This is a genomic window from Pseudomonas sp. NFACC46-3 (assembly GCF_900114515.1).
Classification (GTDB): Bacteria; Pseudomonadota; Gammaproteobacteria; order Pseudomonadales; family Pseudomonadaceae; genus Aquipseudomonas; species Aquipseudomonas fluorescens_Q.
Window position 1 is genome coordinate 71,414 of the sequence record NZ_FOTH01000005.1, and the last position, 18,146, is coordinate 89,559.

Here is an 18,146-nt window from a genome sequence, read left to right on the forward strand (position 1 = left end):
CCCTTGCTCGCGATAGCGACGGCACATTCAACATTGGTATTGGAGCTGCCCACGCCATAGCGTTTACAATCGCCGCCCTCTTCTATTCCCCAAGGAACCGCCATGTCCGGGCTTGAACTGTTTGCCGCAGCCCTCGGCGTGATCGCTGTCTGGTTGACCGTCAAGCAGAACCCCTGGTGCTGGCCGATAGGCCTGGTCATGGTGTTGCTGTACAGCTGGATTTTTTTCGAGGTGAAGTTGTACTCGGACATGCTGCTGCAGGTTGTCTACGCAGTGCTGCAACTCTACGGTTGGTGGCAATGGACCCGTGCCGGGCACAATCATGATGGACGCCAGGTCAGCAGTCTCGGTGGGGCGTCAGTGCTGTCCGGCCTGGCTATCGGTGCGGCAGGCAGCCTGCTGTTGGGCGCCGCCATGGCCCACTGGACCGATGCCGCCCAGCCCTGGCTCGATGCCGCGCTCACCGGTTTCAGCCTCGTGGCCCAGTGGTGGATGGCGCAGAAACGCGTGCAATGCTGGCCGCTGTGGATTGCCCTGGACGTGATCTTCGTCGGCCTGTTCATCTACAAAGGCTTGCACCTGACTGCCGCGCTCTATGCCCTGTTCACCCTGTTGGCCGTGCAAGGCTGGCGGGAATGGCGCGCCGACCCGGCCCTGCGCGCATGAAGGTGGTGGTGCTGACCGGCCCGGAATCCAGCGGCAAGAGTTGGCTGGCGGCGCAATTGCAGGAACATTTTGGTGGCGTGCGGGTGGATGAGTACGTACGCCATTTCATGGAGCAGACCCAACGCGACACCTGCCTGGCGGACATCACCGACATCGCCTCCAGCCAATTGGCCTGGGAAGATGAGGCGCGTGCCCGCCGGCCGGCGCTGTTGATCCTCGACACGCACCTGCTGAGCAACATCCTCTGGAGCCAGACCCTGTTCGGCGACTGCCCGGACTGGCTCGAGCCGGCCCTGCTGGCCCGCCATTATGACCTGCACTTGTTGCTGAGCCCCGAGCAAGTCGAATGGACCGGCGACGGTTTGCGCTGCCAACCCGAACTGGCAGAACGCATGGATTTCTTCGAGGCGATCGAGCGTTGGCTGGTTCGGCATCAACGGCATTTCCAAGTGATTGAAGGCGATTGGACGCAACGTCGGGACCAGGTGTTCGCCGCCGTGACCCGACTGCTCGAAATCTGACGTATCGCGAGGGATGTGTTGCGTTCTTGAAACACCTGCCCCCCCTCAAACCCTGCCCCAGCGCCCTTTCACACAATTGTCATCCTCACTGTTAGTTTCTTGAAACACTCCCCTCCCACAGCCTGGATCCATAGCCAAACGATAGCGCACGGCCATTAACCGCCACAGGGTTGTCTCACGGATGAAACAGATTCGACCGGCGGGTCATACAAAAAAACTCTAACCCTTTGAACTACAAGTCATTTCAAAACACGGCACAACACATGCTCTCCCACTTCGCAACGCTGACAAGGGCCAGCCCACCGAAGAAGGAATCGATGCCGTGGGGACTTTCAAGAAAAGTTTGACGTGCCTGCTGTTAACCGGCTGCGCCGCCAGCGCAACGCTCAGTCTGCCGGCGCAGGCCGAGGGCAACGGCGTCATTGTGCTCAACCGCGACGTGCAGCCCATCGCAATTGGTCGCAACGGTGGCAAAGACCCCTATCCAACCACCGTCAATGCCAACCCCTCCGAACGAATCCACCAGGCGACCGCCAGCACCGAACTGAGTGACGGCGAATTTGCCAGCGTGGCCAGCGGCTCGTCGATCCGCAACACCGTCAACCCGAATACTGGCGTGCAAGGTCTGAACGTCGTGACCAATCCCAACGGCATGCCGGGCATGAATGCCGGTCACGGTGGCGGTAGCGGCGGCGCGATCTCCGGCACCATCAACCGCTCGCTGAGTTCCGGCCTGGCCCCGCTGGGTCGGCTGGCGGGAGGTCAGTGATATGAAGCCCGTGCTGTTTCTGCTCGCCCTGTTCATGCTTTCCCTGCTCAGTTCTTTCACCGTATTTGCCGATCCAGGTGTTGCGGTGGTCAGTAACGCCAACCTGCAGGATTCCGGCAGCCATTACACCGGCAACTTCAACGTCAACCAAGCCGCCGGCGACCAGATCCAGCAAACCAACACCCGGGCCATCGCCATTGGCAGCCACGCCCAGGCCAGCACCCGCGTGCAGCAACGCGTCGACACGCAGGCAGCCCCTTCCATGACCGCCACCGCCCGTATCGGCGGCCACTCCTTCACCAACGGCAACGGTGTGCTGGGCGTCAACCAGTCCGCCGGGGCCAACAACCAGATGGCCAATGTCATGCGGGTGGGCATCAGTGCCCATCCGCAGAGCATTGACGACAGCGCCCTGTCTCAACAGAACGTGGCGTTGCCACCGAACTCAGGAGCAACTGGCGCCCCAACCGGCAGTCGCCAGGTCGTTACCAGCGACCAGGCCTTCACCGGCAGCCGAGGGGTAATCCAGGTGAACCAGAGCGCAGGGGTGGGAAACCGCATGGCTAACACCCTGAGCATCCGAGTCGCGGATTGACCCGGAGGCTACATAAGAAAGTACTGACACTTAACCAACGACACGCAAGGAGAAACACCATGAAACCTACAATGGCACTCAAACCATTGGTTTTCGCTCTCGCCGCGGTCATGACAATGGCGGCACAGGCTGGAGGAAACGACAACAATAATGGCCATGGCAATGGTCACGGTCACGGCAATGGCCATCAGCAAGGGCCGACGCTGGATCAATTGCTCTCCATCAATGCCGGCGCTGGGGCTACGGTGCTGGATGAGCAGAACAGCGACGGTAACGTGGTGACCAACCAGGCCACCAGAAACACCGCTGAAGCCACTGACTCGCTCAATGGCAGCAACGGCAATATGGGCGCCAACATTGCCGGCGGCGACGGCAACCAGCAGGACAACGCCGCCGCCCTGGCCACCGCCGACGAAAGCTTTATCTTCGGCTCGGCTGTCGCCGCCTCCAGCGCCACGCAGGTCAATAACAACAACTACGTCAAGAACAACTCGACGCAAAACAACGCCTCGCTCACCAATGCAGGCAACAGTGGCTCCGGCAACATCGGCATCAACGTGACCGCCGGGAACTTCAACCAACAGAAAAACAACCTGGCCATCGCTGTATCCGGGGGCCGTGTCGCACAGGCCTCTGCCGCGGCTGACCAGTCCTCCACCGGCCTAGTGGTCGACAACAAAGGCGTGCGGACCTACAAGACCGACACCCTCACCAGCACCTACAGCGCCTCCGGCACGTTCAAGGCCAAAGGTACCGGTACGGCCGAAGACAACGATCACGGCGGCTGGGACAACAGAGGCGGCGGCTATGGCGGCGGTCACGATGACGACAAGTTCAAGTTCTCCGCCGTGGGGACCTTCGAGCTGGCCGGCAGCAACACCCAGCAGGTGCTGACCCGTGACGGTTGGAAAAACCCTGTGATCAACAACGCCACCATGACCAACTCCATGAACGGCTTCTCCGGTAACGGCGGCGCCAACGTGTCGGCAGGCGTGGGCAACCAGCAGAGCAACTCGCTGTCCATCGCTGCCGGCTGCAAAGCCTGCATGTAAGCGCGCATGAAACGAAGCCCCGGCAACGGTAATGCTGTCCACTCAGGACGTGAGTGAATCTTGTGGCGAGGGAGCTTGCTCCCGCTGGGCTGCGAAGCAGACCCACTGGTTATGAGTGCTTCGCACTCAAGCGGGAGCAAGCTCCCTCGCCACGGACTCAGTTCAACGCTTTGAAATGAACGACATGACACGCAAAGGGGCTTTTTTTCCCTGGATGTTCATTAGGCGTATTGATCATGCGTGTCACTGCCGTTTCCCTGCTGCTCTGCCTGGCCTGCGTGGCCGAAGCAGCGCAGATGCCGGTCGCCGCCCTGCCTGGCGGCATGCTGGTCTACAAACCGGTGCAAAGCATACGCGAACGCAAATTCAGCGACATCGTCGAGCAGAAAACCGATTTCAGTTGCGGCGCCGCCGCGCTGGCCACGGTGCTGCGCCAGGCCTACTGGCTTGACGTCGATGAAGAGCACGTCATCAAAGGCATGCTGGTCAATGCCGACCAGAACCTGGTTCGCACCCAAGGGTTTTCCATGCTGGACATGAAGCGCTACGTGGAAACCATCGGCATGCGCGCCCGAGGCTACCGGATACCGCCTGAGAAACTCGAAGCGGTGACGATCCCGGTGGTGGTCCTGATGGAGATACGCGGCTACAAGCACTTCGTGGTGTTGCAGCGGGCCGACAAGCAATGGGTCTACATCGGCGACCCGGTGCTGGGGCACAAGCGCTACGCCCACGATGAGTTCGTCAAAGGCTGGAACGGCATCGTCTTTGCGATCGTCGGCCCGGGCTATGACAAGACCAATGCACTACGCAGCCCTCCTCAACCCCTGACAGCCCGTAACAAGCTGGACGGTTTCAACCCGGTCAGGGATGCGGAACTGATGGACTTCGGTTTCATACAGAGCGACTTTTTCTAATCGCCGATTACTGCCAACAATAAGTACAAAAAGGAGCAGGACGCTCCGGGAGCAGCACATGAAAACCTCACACTGGCTGTCGCTGGCCTGCCTGCTCGCGACTGCCTCGGGCTTTGCCCATGCCGGCTTCAAACCCATCGAAGTCAAGGACCAGGAGCTTGCCGAGCTGCGCGGTCGTTATGTCATGCCTGGCCGAGTCATCAGCTTCGGCATCGTCATGAGCAGTACCTGGCGCAACGCCAGCGGCGACTTGATCGGCGCCACCAGCACCATGCAGATCCAGGCCGCCACCGTCAAACCCGAATTCTACGTCTCGACCATCAAGCAGACCGGTAACGGCAGCGCTCCGGAACAGGGCAGCGGCAACATTACCGGTGGTGCTGGCCTTGGCACGAGCCAGGGCGTGACCCAGAGCGTGCGTGCCGCCGGCGACGGCAACACGGCCTACAACAACGTCAACATCAATGTGAAAGAGAGCAACCAGGCGCCTGCGCTCGTCCCCTCCCAAGGCCAACTGCTGACCAAGGGCCAGACCATCAGCGGCAGCAACGCCGCCGGCAGCGTCGCGGTCACCGCCACCGGCAATGGCGTGCAAATGGCGATCCAGGCCAGCCACAACCAGGGCGGCACCCTGCAGCAAGTGGCCCAGGGCGGCTTGCTGCAAAACACTCGCCTGCTGGGCAATAGCAACCTGGTCAACAACATGACGCAGCTCAACGTGGTGCTGAACAACAACGGCCCCAGTGCCGGGGCATTGGACTGCAATCTGACCCAACTGCGCGGCCTCCGTAACCTCGGTTATTGAACTACGCTGTTTTCCGATCATTGGGCAAATAGGGACGGCATATTTCATGTATCGATCCGTATCGTTGCGCGCTGTGATGTGTTTAAGCACGTTGTTCCCGGCGGCCGTGTTGCACGCGGCCCCGGATGCAGACATCGAGGCGCTGAAACAGGAACTTCTTGAGCTCAAGCAACGATACGAGGTCCAGCAGAAAGCCCTGGCGGTGCTCGAACAGCGGGTTCGCCAGGTGGAGGATCAACCCGCCACGCCACAGCCCAAGCGCTTGGCCAAATCCCCGGCCGACATGAAAGGCAACCAGACCGTGGCCGGCGGCGCGACAACGACCGGCGGCAGCGGCTATGGGCAATCCCTGGCCGATGATTCCCAACCGGCCCAGAGTGTCTCCAACCTCTATGACGAGGCCAGCGGCTTCTTTGGCGGCGGCAAGTTCAGTTTCGAGACCGGCGTGACCTATTCACGCTACGACACGCGGCAACTGATCCTCAACGGCTTCCTGGCCCTGGATTCGATTTTCCTGGGCAACATCAACCTCGACCGGATCAAGGCCGACACCTGGACGCTGGACCTCACCGGCCGCTATAACTTCGATAATCGCTGGCAGTTCGACCTCAACGTGCCGGTGGTCTATCGCGAATCCACGTATCAGTCAGGCGGCGCGAACAACGGCGCGGCCGGGGTCACCAGCGAAGAAACCGTGACCCGCGACCCGACCATCGGCGACGTCAACTTCGGCATCGCCTACAAGTTCATGGATGAGTCGATCAACGCTCCGGACGCGGTGGTCACCCTGCGGGTCAAGGCCCCCACCGGCAAGGACCCGTTTGGCATCAAGCTGCGTCAATCCCAGGCCAACACCAACCTGTTCGTGCCTGACGACCTGCCCACCGGCAACGGCGTGTGGTCGATCACGCCCGGGCTTTCGCTGGTCAAGACCTTCGATCCGGCGGTGCTGTTCGGCACCCTCTCCTACACCCATAACTTCGAAGAATCGTTCGATGACATCAGTTCCACAGTCAACCAGAAGGTCCCAGGCAAGGTGCGGATCGGCGACAGCTTCCAGCTCGGCGCGGGCATCGCCTTTGCCTTGAACGAGAAGATGAGCATGTCGTTCTCGGTCTCTGACCTGATCCAAAAGAAAAGCAAGCTCAAACAGGACGGTGGCGACTGGGAGTCGGTGACCTCCAGCGACGCCAACGCCGGCTACTTCAACATCGGCATGACCGTCGCCGCGTCCGACAACCTGACCATCGTACCCAACCTGTCCATCGGGCTGACCGACGACGCACCGGATTTCACCTTTAGCCTGAAATTCCCGTACTACTTCTAATGCCCTCAGGGATATGTGACGGGCACATATCCCAAGGGCAATGCCCCCCCCTGTGGGAGCGGGCTTGAGTCAGCGGATCTGATGCTTGTGCAGCAGGCGATAGAATGTCGGCCGGGACACGCCCAGCACTCTGGCGGCCACGCTCAGGTTGTCGCTGTGACGGTTGAGCACATCGCTCAAGGCCTGGCGCTCGGCGCGGGTCTTGTAGTCCTCCAGCGTACCCATCGGCGCCGCGACGCCCTGGTGGCTGGCCAGGCCGAGGTCCCGGGCTTCGATTTGACGCCCTTCGGCCAACACCAGACCGCGACGGACGCGGTTGGCCAGCTCGCGCACATTGCCGGGCCAGTCATGCATGCCCATCGCCACCAGCGCGTCGTCGCTGAAACTGCGAGGACGGCGACCGGTTTCCTGGCTGTAGAAATGGGAAAAGTGGCTGGCCAGCATCGCCAGGTCACCATGACGCTCGCGCAGCGGCGCCATCACCACTTGCAACACGTTCAAGCGGTAATACAGGTCCTCGCGAAACCGCTTGTGCTCGATGGCCGCCTCAAGGTCCACATGGGTGGCCGCCAAGACCCGCACATCGACCGCGATCGGCTGGCTGCCACCGACCCGCTCAATGTGTTTTTCCTGCAGGAAACGCAGCAGATTGGCCTGTAGCTCCAACGGCAGGTCGCCGATTTCATCGAGAAACAACGTCCCGCCGTGGGCCGCCTCGATCCGCCCGATCTTGCGTTGGTGAGCCCCGGTGAACGCGCCCTTCTCATGCCCGAACAACTCGGACTGGATCAGGTGCTCGGGGATGGCACCGCAGTTGATGGCGATGAACGGCTTGTTGCGCCGGTGAGACTGACAATGCAGGGTACGCGCCACCAGTTCCTTGCCGGTACCGCTCTCCCCCCGAATCAAGACCGGCGACTCGGCGGGCGCCAGCTTGCTCAACAATTTGCGCAGCTCGCGAATCGGCTTGCTGTCGCCCAGCAGTTGATGTTCGGGTTGATCAATGTGGATCGAGCCCTGCCCCCGCAGGCGCGCCATGCCAAACGCCCGGCCCAGTGTCACCTGGACCCTGGACACGTCGAAGGGCAAGGTATGGAAGTCGAAAAACCATTCGCAGACAAAATCACCGACGTTTTTCAGGCGCAACACTTCCTGATTGAGCACGGCGATCCATTCGGTGCCGCTACGGCTGATCAACTCCTTGACCGCTTCCGGGCGCTCCAGATGAAAAGGCTGCAACCGCAAAAGGCCGACGTCGCACGTCCGATCGCTGGCGTGTTCGAGGGAGCAACTGTCCACATCCCAACCAATGGTGCGCAGACCTGGCAACAGGCGATGACAATCATCGCAGGGATCAACCACGAGCAGACGACGTGACGTACTGGCTTCGATCATGACTGATCCTTGGCGTCAAAATAAGGAAATATGATTAGAAACAGTCGTTTGGCAAACCTGCATGTAACAGTAGCAAGAAGTTGACGCCCCCTTGTATCAATTGATTATCGAGGTCGCTTCAAACTGGTTATAAGCAGGCGGTTGGTTAGTTATCTCAAGTCTGTTTGTTTCAGGGTGCTTTCAAACAAAAGCCCAAAAGCCTGGTCTGAAAGAAAATCGAAATTTATTTAAATAATGTGTGACCCGCCTGCGGGTTCGGGACATCAGTACAAGTAACCAGCCGCACGGTACGCCCAACCGACGGCACATCATTTGTTTGGGCACACTTAAGAGAAAACGCCATGAACGCCCCGCTCCGTATCAACGAAGCTCTTTTGATTGCCGACCGCGCATTCCGTCCTTTCCAATGCGTGGCCTGGGCTCCACAAGACGGTAACGGTGAACTTAGCCTGACCGTCATCGACCGCACCAATACCCATATTGGCCGCACCCAAATTCCAAGCAGCGCCTATACCGACCCGGTCCAACTGGCCGATCTGTTGAAACAGGCCCGTGCCGAACTGAGCCAGGAAGGCTATACATTGCAATCCTGGTCGATGCCTGAATAACCACCGGTAAAGCCTGTTATCCATTGCAGGCTTGGCTCTGGGTTGTAAAGCCATCGTTATGGCACGAATTGCCGCTGTATCCGTAGAACATGACAGTTGTGCATTGTCACATTCAGGGATTGAATGTTGCCCTCATGCAGTCGTCGCCCTTTCGGGCTGCTCGACACGCAAGGAGAGGCAGGCATGCTCGATCAGTTCGCGTTTGTGTCCCCCAGGGCCATGGCCCACGCCGGACAACTCGACCCAGGCTTTGCCACCAACGGCAAAGCCTGGGTTCATTTCGAAGACAGTACCTCGAGCCTGACCACCGGATTGACGCTCGATCATGCCGGACAAATCCTGGTGGCAGCCAGGATCGAGACGGCCCACGGCAGTCGGTTCGGGCTGGCGCGACTCAGCCACGACGGTGAGATTGACCCGGACTTCGGCACCCGCGGCTACGTGATCGGCGCGTTTGAACACGGTTTCGAAGCGACGGCGGGCAAGGTGATCGTGTTGCCCAATGGGCATATCCTGCTGTCCGGCCTGCACTATGAAAGCAACGACCACACCCTTCCCGCCCTGGCGCTGTTCGACCAGCAAGGTTGCGCCGTTCAAAGCTTCGGCAATGCCGGCCGGCACATCATCAGGCTTTGCGGCAATCTCTCCCAAGGGCTGCGCGACCCCTGGCTACCGCCCGGCGTGCCGGGACTTGAGGCTTGCGACATGCAAGTGCAGGCCGATGGCCGGATCCTTGTGCTCGCCAATCACCACTATCAACTCTCCGACCATGTCGGCGTACTGATCCGGCTCTTGCCCGACGGGGCATTGGACTCCTCATTCAACGGTCGCGGTTTCGTGATGGTCCGACGCTTGTTGAAAAATACCTGGCTCGGCTGCCTGGTGCTCCAGGCTGACGGCCATATTGTCGTCGGCGGCGCCATCGACTTGCCCCAGCATGGCCTGATTGCCCGTTATGACAGCAGCGGCCAACTCGATGACAGCTTTGGCGAAAACGGCTTCCTGTCCATCCTGGCCCAGGGGCACAGCGTGATGGTCAGCCAAATCGTTCAGGATGCGGCCGGTGATCTGCAGGTGTTCGGCAGCAGCCGTGATCCGATGCATAGCCTGTCCCTGAAAGTGCGCCCCGACGGCAAGCCGGATCGTCATTGCAACCAGGGTCAGTGCCAACTCATGGCGATCGGGCGCACTGCCAGTCAGTGGACCGCCGCCCAGCTTCAAGCGGACGGAAAACTGGTGACCGCCGGCGCCACGATCGGCGGTATCGAGGCCGACTTCGTACTTGCCCGACATCTGCCGGATGCCAGCCTCGACCCGGATTTCGGCCAGGGCAAGGGCTGGGTTCGCACTCGGCTCGGCTACAGCCTGGACACGGCCACCACCCTGGCGGTGCAGGCTGACGGCAAAATCCTGGTGGGAGGTTATTCACTCCACGGGCACTATCGAGCAGTGATTGCGCGGTATTGGTCGTAGTCAGATTGTCGTGGGTGAACTTAGCCTGAGTGTCATCGACTGTACCAATATCCAAATCAGCTGCACCAAATGCCAAGCAGCGCCCAAACCGAGCCGGCTCAACTGGCCGATCCGATAGACCCGAGCCCCTGAACAGTTTCGTCATATTCAGCAACGAATGCGACAACGCTGGACCTTGCGGCGTGCTCGTTGTGTAGAATAGCGCCGAGGGTGTCACCGCAAGCCGCGGCAGGACAGGTTAAATCTAGCGAAGGTCGGGCCGCCATCGCGGAGTAGTCGTGCCTATGAGTGCAGAACCGTCGCGCGTGAACAAAAACCAAAACAATCGCGAGTCAGCGTCCGCCCGAGCTTTCCTATCCCGATTTTTCGCCGCAGAATCGGCCGGCGGCCTGGTCCTGATGGGAGCAGCTCTGGCCGCAATCGCGGTCGCGAATTCTCCGTGGTCAGCCGATTATTTTTCGCTGCTGAAAATCGATGCCCTAGGGCTGTCGATCGAGCATTGGATCAACGACGGCCTTATGGCGGTGTTTTTCCTGCTGGTTGGCCTTGAGATCAAGCGCGAAATGTTGATGGGCCAACTTTCAAGCTGGAGCCAGCGCTCTCTTCCTGGATTCGCAGCGCTGGGTGGGATGCTGGTGCCTGCCTTGATCTATAGCGTGGTCAATTGGGGCAACGCGCAAACCATGAGCGGATGGGCCATTCCGGCTGCCACCGATATCGCGTTTGCCCTAGGCGTATTATCTCTGCTCGGCAAGCGCGCCCCTGTATCCCTGAAAGTTTTCCTTTCCGCCCTGGCGATTCTCGATGATCTTGGGGCTGTGCTCATCATCGCGCTTTTTTATGCCAGCGATCTGTCCTTCAACATGTTGTTAGCTTCTCTGGGGACGACTGCCTTGCTGGTAGTGCTCAATCGCTGCGGAGTGAGAAGACTGCCCCCCTATTTGATTGTCGGCGCACTGCTGTGGTTCTTCATGCTCAAGTCCGGTATCCACGCGACGTTGGCCGGCGTCATTCTTGCTTTTTTTATACCGCTGGGTAATCCCGTCGATGAACGTAAGTCACCGCTTCTCTACCTTGAGGAAAAAATGCATCCCTGGGTAGCTTTTGCGATTGTACCCATCTTTGGTTTCGCCAACGCAGGCGTATCGCTCGCTGGGATTTCACCGAGCAATCTGATCGATCCGGTTCCGCTAGGGGTTGCTCTGGGACTGTTGCTTGGCAAACAGCTTGGGGTGTTCGGCCTGGCAACACTGATCATACGTTGCGGCTTGGCCAGGCTACCTGAAGGAGCCAGCTGGCTTCAGCTTTATGGGGTGGCCCTGCTCTGTGGCATCGGTTTTACCATGAGTCTGTTCATAGGGGCGCTAGCCTTCCCAGGCGCGCCGCATCTGGTAGATGAAGTTAAAGTCGGGGTGCTCTTGGGGTCTACCCTCGCAGCCATTCTGGGGATCATCGTTTTGATGAATGCCAACTCTCGAGCACTACGAGTCTGAGCCATCAGTCTAGAAAATGTCCGGGTGCGACCAACCCTGTGCGCACCCGGATGGAACTGGATACGACAGCAAACCCTCATTTCAGCGCGGCAGGATGTACCGCTCGATCGCCACGGCCGCGCCGTCTTCGGTCACGGCGCCAGTCACAACATCCGCCTGACGCCTGATCGCCTCCTCCGCCTGCCCCATGGCAATCGACAAGCCCGCGCGGTGGAACATCGCCGGGTCGTTGCCACCGTCCCCCATGGCCGCTGTCTGCTCCAGTGGCACATCCAGGAACTTCGCCAGGGTCAAGAGTGCTTCGCCCTTGTTGGCCTGCATCGCCGTCACGTCCAGGTAGATCGGTTGCGAACGCGACACCTGGGCCTGGCCCTTGAGCAGCGGGTGCAAGCGAGCCTCCAGCTCAACCAGCAGATCCGTATTGGCGCTGGTGGCGACGATCTTGTCGATCCGCTCCAGGTAGGGTTCGAAGCTGTCGACCTGCACCGGCGGATAACCCAGGCCACGGGTTTCCACTGGCACCATCGGTCCGTTGGCGTCACGCACCAGCCAGTCGCCGTCGGCGAATACCCAGACCTCGATACCGGGTTGATCAGCGTACAACGCCAGCGTGGTCAGCGCGGCCTCAGGCGGCAGGTAATGCACGGCGAGGAAACTGCCGTCCGGATGCACCAGCGTACCGCCATTGAATGCCGCCGTGGGCAGGTCGACGCCCAGGGCCTCGATCTGCTGCAACATGGCCCGGGGCGGTCGTCCGGTGGCCAGGCTGAACAGCACGCCAGCTTCACGCAATGAACGAACGGCTTCGATGGTGCGCTGGTTGAGGCTATGGTCGGGCAGCAACAACGTGCCGTCCATGTCACTGAGCAAAAAGCGGATGGGATGCTTCAACTGATCACTCATCCGAGGCCATGCCAGACGCGGCTGTCGCGAGTAAGCAATTCATCGGCGGCCGCCGGGCCATCTTCACCGGCCTTGTAGGGCTGGAATGCCGCGTCCTGCTGCCAGGCATCGAGGAACGGCTGCACGGCGCGCCAGCCGTTTTCGATGTTGTCAGCGCGCTGGAACAGCGTCTGGTCACCGGTCAGGCAATCGTAGATCAGGGTTTCGTAACCCGTGGATGGCTGCATTTCGAAGAAATCCTTGTAGGCAAATCCCAATTCGATATTGGCCATGTCGAGTGCCGGCCCCGGCCGCTTGGCCAACAGGTCGAACCACATGCCTTCATTGGGCTGGATCTGGATTCTCAGGTACGTAGGTTGCAGTTCGTCGACTTCAGTGTCGCGAAACTGCGCGTATGGCGCGGGCTTGAAGCAGATGACGATCTCGGTGTCCCGCACGCTCATGCGCTTGCCGGTGCGCAGGTAAAACGGCACGCCGACCCAGCGCCAGTTATCGATCATGACCTTGAGGGCGACGTAGGTCTCGGTGCTGCTGTCGGGCGCCACGTTGGCCTCCTGGCGATAACCGTTGACCGCCTTGCCGCCGACTTCACCGGCTGTGTACTGGCCGCGAACCGAGTTGGCCCGGGCCTGCTCCACCGACCAGGGCCGGATCGCGCCGACGACCTTGGCCTTTTCGCCACGCACGGCGTCGGCACCAAACGCCGCTGGCGGCTCCATGGCCACCATCGCCAGCAGTTGGAAAAGATGATTGGGCACCATGTCCCGCAGGGCGCCGGTGTGTTCATAAAAACTGCCACGGGTTTCCACGCCGACCGTTTCGGCGGCGGTGATTTGTACGTGGTCGATGTAGTGGTTGTTCCAGAACGCCTCGAACAGGCTGTTGGAGAAACGGCTGACCAGAATGTTCTGCACCGTTTCCTTGCCCAGGTAATGGTCGATGCGATAGATCTGCTTCTCGCTCATGACCTTGAGCAGGCAAGCGTTCAGCGCTTCGGCGGTGTGCAGGTCGGAGCCGAACGGCTTTTCGATCACCACGCGACGGAAGGCCCCTTCCTGCTCCTGAAGCAGCCCTGCCGCACCGAGGCGGCTGACCACTTCACTGAAAAAACGCGGCGCGGTCGCCAGATAGAAAACCGCGTTGCCGGTGCCGCTGGCGGCGATTTTCGCCGCCAGCGCCTGGTAGGTGCTCTCATCAAGGAAATCACCCTGGACGTAGCTGATGCCCTTGGCCAGCTTGGCCCACAGCACCGGATCGAGCGCCCGGTCGGCATCGCCGCCCTTGCTCGCCGCTTCGTTACGGATGAAGTCCTCGAGTTTCTTGGCAAAATCCACATCGCTGATGGCGTTGTGGTCAACCCCGATGATGCGCAGCCCATCGCCCAGCAGACCGTCGCGACTGAGGTGGTAAAGCGCCGGCATCAGCAGACGCTTGACCAGATCGCCATGGGCGCCGAACAGAAACAACGTGGTCGGCGGCGCGGGTTCTGCCTTGGATTTGCTGCCGATCGAGGTCATTTTTTCGGCGTCTCCACGTGGCCGCCAAAGCCGAAGCGCATGGCCGAGAGCATTTTGTCACCGTACGTGCTTTGCTGGCGCGAGCGGAAACGGGCAAACAACGAACTGGACAGGACCGGAACCGGCACCGCTTGCTCGATGGCAGCCTCGATGGTCCAGCGCCCTTCACCACTGTCGGCGACTTCACCGGAAAAGCCGTCCAGTTTCGGATCGCTGGCCAGCGCATCGGCGGTCAAGTCCAGCAACCAGGACGACACCACGCTGCCGCGCCGCCAGACTTCGGCGATATCGGCCAGGTTCAGGTCGAAGCGCTGCTCCGCTGGCAGGCTTTCGCTGGATTTGGTCTTGAGGATGTCAAAGCCCTCGGCGAAGGCCTGCATCATTCCGTATTCGATGCCGTTGTGGATCATCTTCACGAAATGCCCCGAACCGGCCGGGCCCGCGTGGATGTAGCCACGTTCGGCGCGGTCATCGTCGGATTTGCGGTCACGGGTGCGCGGGATGTCGCCCATGCCCGGGGCCAGGCTGTCGAACAATGGGTCCAGGCGCTTCACCACTTCGGCATCGCCGCCAATCATCATGCAGTAACCGCGCTCCAGGCCCCACACGCCGCCGGAGGTGCCAACATCGATGTAGCTCAGGCCTTTTTCCGACAGGGCCTGGGCGCGACGGATGTCGTCTTTGTAGTACGTGTTACCGCCGTCAATGATTACATCGCCCGGCTCCAACAGCTCGCTGAGGACGTTGATGGTGTCTTCGGTGGGCGCGCCGGCCGGCAGCATGACCCAGACCGCCCGTGGTTTCTCCAGCCCGGCGACCAGTGCCGGCAGGTCCGCGACGCCCGTGGCGCCATCCTGGCGCAGGTTTTCGACAAAAGCGGCATTGCGGTCATAGACAACGGTGGTGTGCCCATTGAGCATCAGGCGCCGCGCAATATTGCCGCCCATGCGGCCCAGTCCAATGATCCCGAGTTGCATGTGCTGATGCTCCCTACTACAAATAAAGGTAAGTCAAAGGTTTAGCTCGTACGACACGTGGAGGTTAGTCCAGAGCATTGCTGCATAGTTTCCGGGTAATTCGAGCGATCACAAGGGATAACGCTCAAGATCCGGCCGAAGACACAGCGACCATGAAAAATAAAAAAGTTCCAATCACAAGCAAAAGAAATCAGAATCGGCGCCGATAGTAGAGGTGTCGACCAAATACTGGCGACATCTCTATAGTTGATGTACGCCATTTGCGAGGTGAGCAATGGGCCCTGTCGTTACCGCACGTCCTCCCCAAACCCTTTATGTGACCATTCGTCGCGATGAATTGCGCCTACTCAAGGAAGAACGCGATCTACTGCTTGATGAAGTGACGCAGTTGCGCATGCAGTTGCAATACGCACAGCTGCCCCACCAGAGCCAGTCCCTGGCTCGGTAACCGTCCCCGGAGGCACGGTTGAAGAAGTGACGCTGGTCAAACAGTGTCACTTCCATGTAGTCCTGCCGTGCCCACTTACGGCGAGAATTCTATCTGTGGGAGCAAGGCTTGCCCGCGATGAACGATAACGCGGTTCAGCGGTACGACCGCGGCGCGGCTATCGCGGGCAAGCCTTGCTCCCACAGGTCCCGCCCCTAGAGACAAATCCCCTTGCCACAGGTGCATTCGCACCTCACGTGCGTTTTGTATCCGAAAAACTCACAAAGTTTTCACAACCGACTCGTAATACTCTCCGCCTTTAAGGTTGCTCGGCGTATGCCTGCGGTCACCAATCCGGTGCCGACAGCTTCGTCGACAAAGGCTGGAGCGCTTGATGAGTTTGTTCAAACGCAGCAAAACGACTGCGAAAGGTTTCGACTGGGCCGGGCTTGGCTGGCTGTTTCTGTTCTTCTGGTACTTCTCTGGCATCACCCAACTGCTCATTCTGTTGAGCGACACCTCCGGCTTCACCGGCTTTCGCCAAGCGTTCGTGATGAGCGCGGTGTGGTTGGCGCCCCTGCTGCTCTTCCCCGCCCGCACGCGCGTGCTCGCCGCCCTGATCGGCGTGGTGCTGTGGGCCTGCTCCATGGCCAGCCTGGGCTACTTCTTCATTTACCAGCAAGAGTTTTCCCAGAGCGTCATCTTCATCATGTTCGAATCGAACGTGTCTGAAGCCGGCGAATACCTGACACAGTATTTTGCCTGGTGGATGGTGGCGGCGTTCCTGGCCCACACCGCCGTCGGCTGTTGGCTCTGGACCCGCCTGCGCCCGGTGTACCTGCCCCGGGGCCAGGCCATGGTCGCCGCAGCCGTCATCGTGCTCGCCGTGGCCGGTTATCCGCTGGTCAAGCAAACCCTGCGCACCGGCAGTTTCGCCGGTGGCTTGGAGAAATTCGAGAATCGCATCGAGCCGGCCGTCCCGTGGCAGATGCTGGTGGCCTATCGTCGCTACGGTGAACAGTTGGAGAACATGCAAGGCATGCTCCACAGCGCCAGCAAGATCGCGCCACTGCGCAACCTCAAGGACGCCATGGCCGACCAACCGGCCACTCTGGTGCTGGTGATCGGTGAATCCACCAACCGCCAGCGCATGAGCCTCTACGGTTACCCGCGCGAAACCACGCCTGAGCTGGACAAGCTCAAGGACCAGCTGTCGGTGTTCGATAACGTCATCACCCCACGCCCCTACACCATCGAAGCGCTGCAACAGGTGCTGACGTTCGCCGACGAACAGAACCCGGACCTGTACCTGAGCACCCCGTCGCTGGTGAGCATGATGAAACAGGCCGGCTACAAGACCTTCTGGATCACCAACCAGCAGACCATGACCAAGCGCAACACCATGCTCACGACGTTTTCCCAGCAGGCCGACGAGCAGGTGTACCTGAACAACAACCGCAATCAGAATGCCGCGCAGTACGATGGCGACGTGATCGAGCCGTTCAACAAAGCCCTGGCCGACAGCGCTCCGCGCAAGCTGATCGTGGTGCATCTGCTCGGCACCCATATGAGCTACCAGTACCGATATCCACCGACCTTCAACAAGTTCACCGATCGCCAAGGCGTACCGGCAGGCGTGCGTGATGATCAGGTCCCGACCTACAACAGCTACGATAACGCGGTGCTGTACAACGACTTCGTCGTGTCCAGCCTGATCAAGGACTACGCCAAGACCGACCCCAACGGCTTCCTGCTGTACCTGTCCGACCATGGTGAAGACGTGTTCGACTCCGCCGGCCACGACACACTGGGCCGTAACGAAGGCAAGCCGACCGCGCCGATGTACACCATCCCCTTCATGGCCTGGGCCTCGCCCAAGTGGCGCGAAAGCCATGACTGGAACTTTGCCGGCGACCTGTCGCGTCCCTACAGCAGCTCGCACCTGATTCACACCTGGGCAGACCTGGCAGGCTTGAGTTTTGACGAGCTGGACCGCAGCAAGAGCCTGGTCAGCGATGACTTCAAGGCCCGGCCGCTGCTGATCGGCGACCCCTATCAAACCCCACGCAAGGCCCTGATCGACTTCAGCCTGATGCAGCCCAAGGCACCGACGACCGCAGTCGTGCAGAAATAACCGAAACCCATCAGAAGCCCGCTTTTACAGGGGCTTGATCCAGAATTCCATAGGCCCGTGGGCCGGGTCGAACATGCCGGCGGCAAAGCCGAACTTGGCATAGCTGGCCTGGGCCACGGCATTGCCCTCCAGCACTTCCAGGGTAATCTTGCAGCAACCACGCTGGCGGGCGATGTCCTCAACCTTCTGCAACATCTTCTGGCTCAACCCGAGGCCGCGAAAATCCTTCATGACCGCCACGTCGTGGATGTTCACCAGTGGCCGGCAGGCAAAGGTTGAAAAACCTTCGAAACAATTGACCAGCCCCGCCGGTTCGCCGTTGACGAAAGCCAACACGCTGAAGGCATGAGGGCGCTTGGCCAGTTCCTCAGGCAGGTGCAACAGCACCTCGGCCGGCAAGGGATGTCCCCCGCCCATCGGGTCCTGCGCATAGCCATTGAGCACATGACAGATCGCTTCAGCGTGGACCGGGTTGGTGTAGCTGGCTTGCAGTACAAGGATGTCCTTGGCTTCTTCCATGACCTTCCATCTCACTTCGTTAGTGCCGCTGGCTCGACGCCGTCGGCG

Annotated in this window: 18 protein-coding genes; 13 read left to right on the forward strand and 5 right to left on the reverse strand. The window is 60.2% G+C overall.

All coding sequences use genetic code 11. From position 1 onward, the window contains the following. Window positions 1–102 precede the first annotated feature (102 nt). The 8 genes from pnuC (at window position 103) to BM300_RS08175 (ending at window position 6,652) form a co-directional block, all read left to right on the forward strand. Window positions 103–666 (forward strand): nicotinamide riboside transporter PnuC, encoded by a 564-nt coding sequence (gene pnuC / locus BM300_RS08140; RefSeq protein WP_092142826.1) that lies wholly within the window; start codon window positions 103–105, stop codon window positions 664–666. Continuing rightward, window positions 663–1,187, forward strand: a complete 525-nt coding sequence (locus tag BM300_RS08145) for an AAA family ATPase (protein ID WP_092462566.1) — start codon at window positions 663–665, stop codon at window positions 1,185–1,187. The genes pnuC and BM300_RS08145 overlap by 4 nt, the downstream gene beginning before the upstream one ends. Before the next feature lie 322 nt (window positions 1,188–1,509). After that, complete coding sequence (locus BM300_RS08150; RefSeq protein WP_092462497.1) at window positions 1,510–1,956, forward strand: hypothetical protein; 447 nt, start codon at window positions 1,510–1,512, stop codon at window positions 1,954–1,956. Between the two features lies 1 nt (window position 1,957). Then, a complete protein-coding gene (locus BM300_RS08155; RefSeq protein ID WP_092462499.1) occupies window positions 1,958–2,551 on the forward strand; it encodes an adhesin in 594 nt (197 codons plus the stop codon). A 59-nt stretch (window positions 2,552–2,610) separates the two neighbouring features. Beyond that, window positions 2,611–3,603, forward strand: coding sequence for a hypothetical protein (locus tag BM300_RS08160; RefSeq protein ID WP_063320889.1), 993 nt, complete (start codon window positions 2,611–2,613; stop codon window positions 3,601–3,603). A 236-nt stretch (window positions 3,604–3,839) separates the two neighbouring features. Then, window positions 3,840–4,520 carry a C39 family peptidase gene (locus BM300_RS08165; RefSeq protein WP_092142817.1) on the forward strand — a complete coding sequence of 227 codons (681 nt, stop codon included), beginning with the start codon at window positions 3,840–3,842 and terminating at the stop codon, window positions 4,518–4,520. Between the two features lie 58 nt (window positions 4,521–4,578). Beyond that, window positions 4,579–5,325, forward strand: coding sequence for a hypothetical protein (locus BM300_RS08170; RefSeq protein ID WP_063320887.1), 747 nt, complete (start codon window positions 4,579–4,581; stop codon window positions 5,323–5,325). A 46-nt stretch (window positions 5,326–5,371) separates the two neighbouring features. Next, a complete protein-coding gene (locus BM300_RS08175) occupies window positions 5,372–6,652 on the forward strand; it encodes a transporter (protein WP_092142814.1) in 1,281 nt (426 codons plus the stop codon). 69 nt (window positions 6,653–6,721) lie between these two features. On the opposite strand, the gene BM300_RS08180 is transcribed toward BM300_RS08175, so the two are convergent. Next, on the reverse strand, window positions 6,722–8,047 hold the full coding sequence (locus tag BM300_RS08180) for a sigma-54 dependent transcriptional regulator (protein WP_063320885.1): 1,326 nt from the start codon (window positions 8,045–8,047) through the stop codon (window positions 6,722–6,724). A 341-nt stretch (window positions 8,048–8,388) separates the two neighbouring features. Here BM300_RS08180 and BM300_RS08185 point away from each other — a divergent pair, with 341 nt between their 5' ends. From BM300_RS08185 to nhaA, 3 genes are all read left to right on the forward strand, one after another. After that, complete coding sequence (locus tag BM300_RS08185) at window positions 8,389–8,655, forward strand: hypothetical protein (RefSeq protein ID WP_013693488.1); 267 nt, start codon at window positions 8,389–8,391, stop codon at window positions 8,653–8,655. A gap of 183 nt (window positions 8,656–8,838) precedes the next feature. Next, window positions 8,839–10,128, forward strand: coding sequence for a hypothetical protein (locus tag BM300_RS08190; RefSeq protein WP_092348645.1), 1,290 nt, complete (start codon window positions 8,839–8,841; stop codon window positions 10,126–10,128). A gap of 284 nt (window positions 10,129–10,412) precedes the next feature. Next, window positions 10,413–11,621, forward strand: coding sequence for a Na+/H+ antiporter NhaA (gene nhaA / locus BM300_RS08195; RefSeq protein ID WP_092348648.1), 1,209 nt, complete (start codon window positions 10,413–10,415; stop codon window positions 11,619–11,621). Between the two features lie 81 nt (window positions 11,622–11,702). Here the strand turns inward: nhaA and BM300_RS08200 are convergent, their stop codons facing one another. The 3 genes from BM300_RS08200 to gnd are packed head-to-tail and all read right to left on the reverse strand — an operon-like array spanning window position 11,703 to window position 15,042. Then, on the reverse strand, window positions 11,703–12,524 hold the full coding sequence (locus tag BM300_RS08200) for an HAD family hydrolase (RefSeq protein WP_092348651.1): 822 nt from the start codon (window positions 12,522–12,524) through the stop codon (window positions 11,703–11,705). Beyond that, window positions 12,521–14,041, reverse strand: a complete 1,521-nt coding sequence (gene zwf, locus BM300_RS08205; protein ID WP_092142803.1) for a glucose-6-phosphate dehydrogenase — start codon at window positions 14,039–14,041, stop codon at window positions 12,521–12,523. Before zwf ends, BM300_RS08200 begins: the two co-directional genes overlap by 4 nt. Beyond that, window positions 14,038–15,042, reverse strand: a complete 1,005-nt coding sequence (gnd, locus tag BM300_RS08210; protein WP_256572296.1) for a phosphogluconate dehydrogenase (NAD(+)-dependent, decarboxylating) — start codon at window positions 15,040–15,042, stop codon at window positions 14,038–14,040. The genes zwf and gnd overlap by 4 nt, the downstream gene beginning before the upstream one ends. A 250-nt stretch (window positions 15,043–15,292) precedes the next feature. Between gnd and BM300_RS31030 the strand changes: the two genes are divergently transcribed. Further along, window positions 15,293–15,466 (forward strand): DUF6026 family protein, encoded by a 174-nt coding sequence (locus tag BM300_RS31030; protein WP_170845969.1) that lies wholly within the window; start codon window positions 15,293–15,295, stop codon window positions 15,464–15,466. Window positions 15,467–15,839: 373 nt separating this feature from the next. After that, window positions 15,840–17,579, forward strand: coding sequence for a phosphoethanolamine transferase CptA (locus BM300_RS08215; RefSeq protein ID WP_092462501.1), 1,740 nt, complete (start codon window positions 15,840–15,842; stop codon window positions 17,577–17,579). Between the two features lie 24 nt (window positions 17,580–17,603). On the opposite strand, the gene BM300_RS08220 is transcribed toward BM300_RS08215, so the two are convergent. Further along, window positions 17,604–18,098 carry a GNAT family N-acetyltransferase gene (locus tag BM300_RS08220; protein ID WP_072348553.1) on the reverse strand — a complete coding sequence of 165 codons (495 nt, stop codon included), beginning with the start codon at window positions 18,096–18,098 and terminating at the stop codon, window positions 17,604–17,606. Window positions 18,099–18,146 lie beyond the last annotated feature (48 nt).

Excerpts from the sequence above, each read along its gene's own strand:
- pnuC (WP_092142826.1), top strand. The coding sequence starts at position 103 with ATGTCCGGGCTTGAACTGTTTGCCGCAGCCCTCGGCGTGATCGCTGTC.
- BM300_RS08145 (WP_092462566.1), top strand. The coding sequence starts at position 663 with ATGAAGGTGGTGGTGCTGACCGGCCCGGAATCCAGCGGCAAGAGTTGG.
- BM300_RS08155 (WP_092462499.1), top strand. The coding sequence starts at position 1,958 with ATGAAGCCCGTGCTGTTTCTGCTCGCCCTGTTCATGCTTTCCCTGCTC.
- BM300_RS08160 (WP_063320889.1), top strand. The coding sequence starts at position 2,611 with ATGAAACCTACAATGGCACTCAAACCATTGGTTTTCGCTCTCGCCGCG.
- BM300_RS08165 (WP_092142817.1), top strand. The coding sequence starts at position 3,840 with ATGCGTGTCACTGCCGTTTCCCTGCTGCTCTGCCTGGCCTGCGTGGCC.
- BM300_RS08170 (WP_063320887.1), top strand. The coding sequence starts at position 4,579 with ATGAAAACCTCACACTGGCTGTCGCTGGCCTGCCTGCTCGCGACTGCC.
- BM300_RS08175 (WP_092142814.1), top strand. The coding sequence starts at position 5,372 with ATGTATCGATCCGTATCGTTGCGCGCTGTGATGTGTTTAAGCACGTTG.
- BM300_RS08180 (WP_063320885.1), bottom strand. The coding sequence starts at position 8,047 with ATGATCGAAGCCAGTACGTCACGTCGTCTGCTCGTGGTTGATCCCTGC.
- BM300_RS08185 (WP_013693488.1), top strand. The coding sequence starts at position 8,389 with ATGAACGCCCCGCTCCGTATCAACGAAGCTCTTTTGATTGCCGACCGC.
- BM300_RS08190 (WP_092348645.1), top strand. The coding sequence starts at position 8,839 with ATGCTCGATCAGTTCGCGTTTGTGTCCCCCAGGGCCATGGCCCACGCC.
- nhaA (WP_092348648.1), top strand. The coding sequence starts at position 10,413 with ATGAGTGCAGAACCGTCGCGCGTGAACAAAAACCAAAACAATCGCGAG.
- BM300_RS08200 (WP_092348651.1), bottom strand. The coding sequence starts at position 12,524 with ATGAGTGATCAGTTGAAGCATCCCATCCGCTTTTTGCTCAGTGACATG.
- zwf (WP_092142803.1), bottom strand. The coding sequence starts at position 14,041 with ATGACCTCGATCGGCAGCAAATCCAAGGCAGAACCCGCGCCGCCGACC.
- BM300_RS31030 (WP_170845969.1), top strand. The coding sequence starts at position 15,293 with ATGGGCCCTGTCGTTACCGCACGTCCTCCCCAAACCCTTTATGTGACC.
- BM300_RS08215 (WP_092462501.1), top strand. The coding sequence starts at position 15,840 with ATGAGTTTGTTCAAACGCAGCAAAACGACTGCGAAAGGTTTCGACTGG.
- BM300_RS08220 (WP_072348553.1), bottom strand. The coding sequence starts at position 18,098 with ATGGAAGAAGCCAAGGACATCCTTGTACTGCAAGCCAGCTACACCAAC.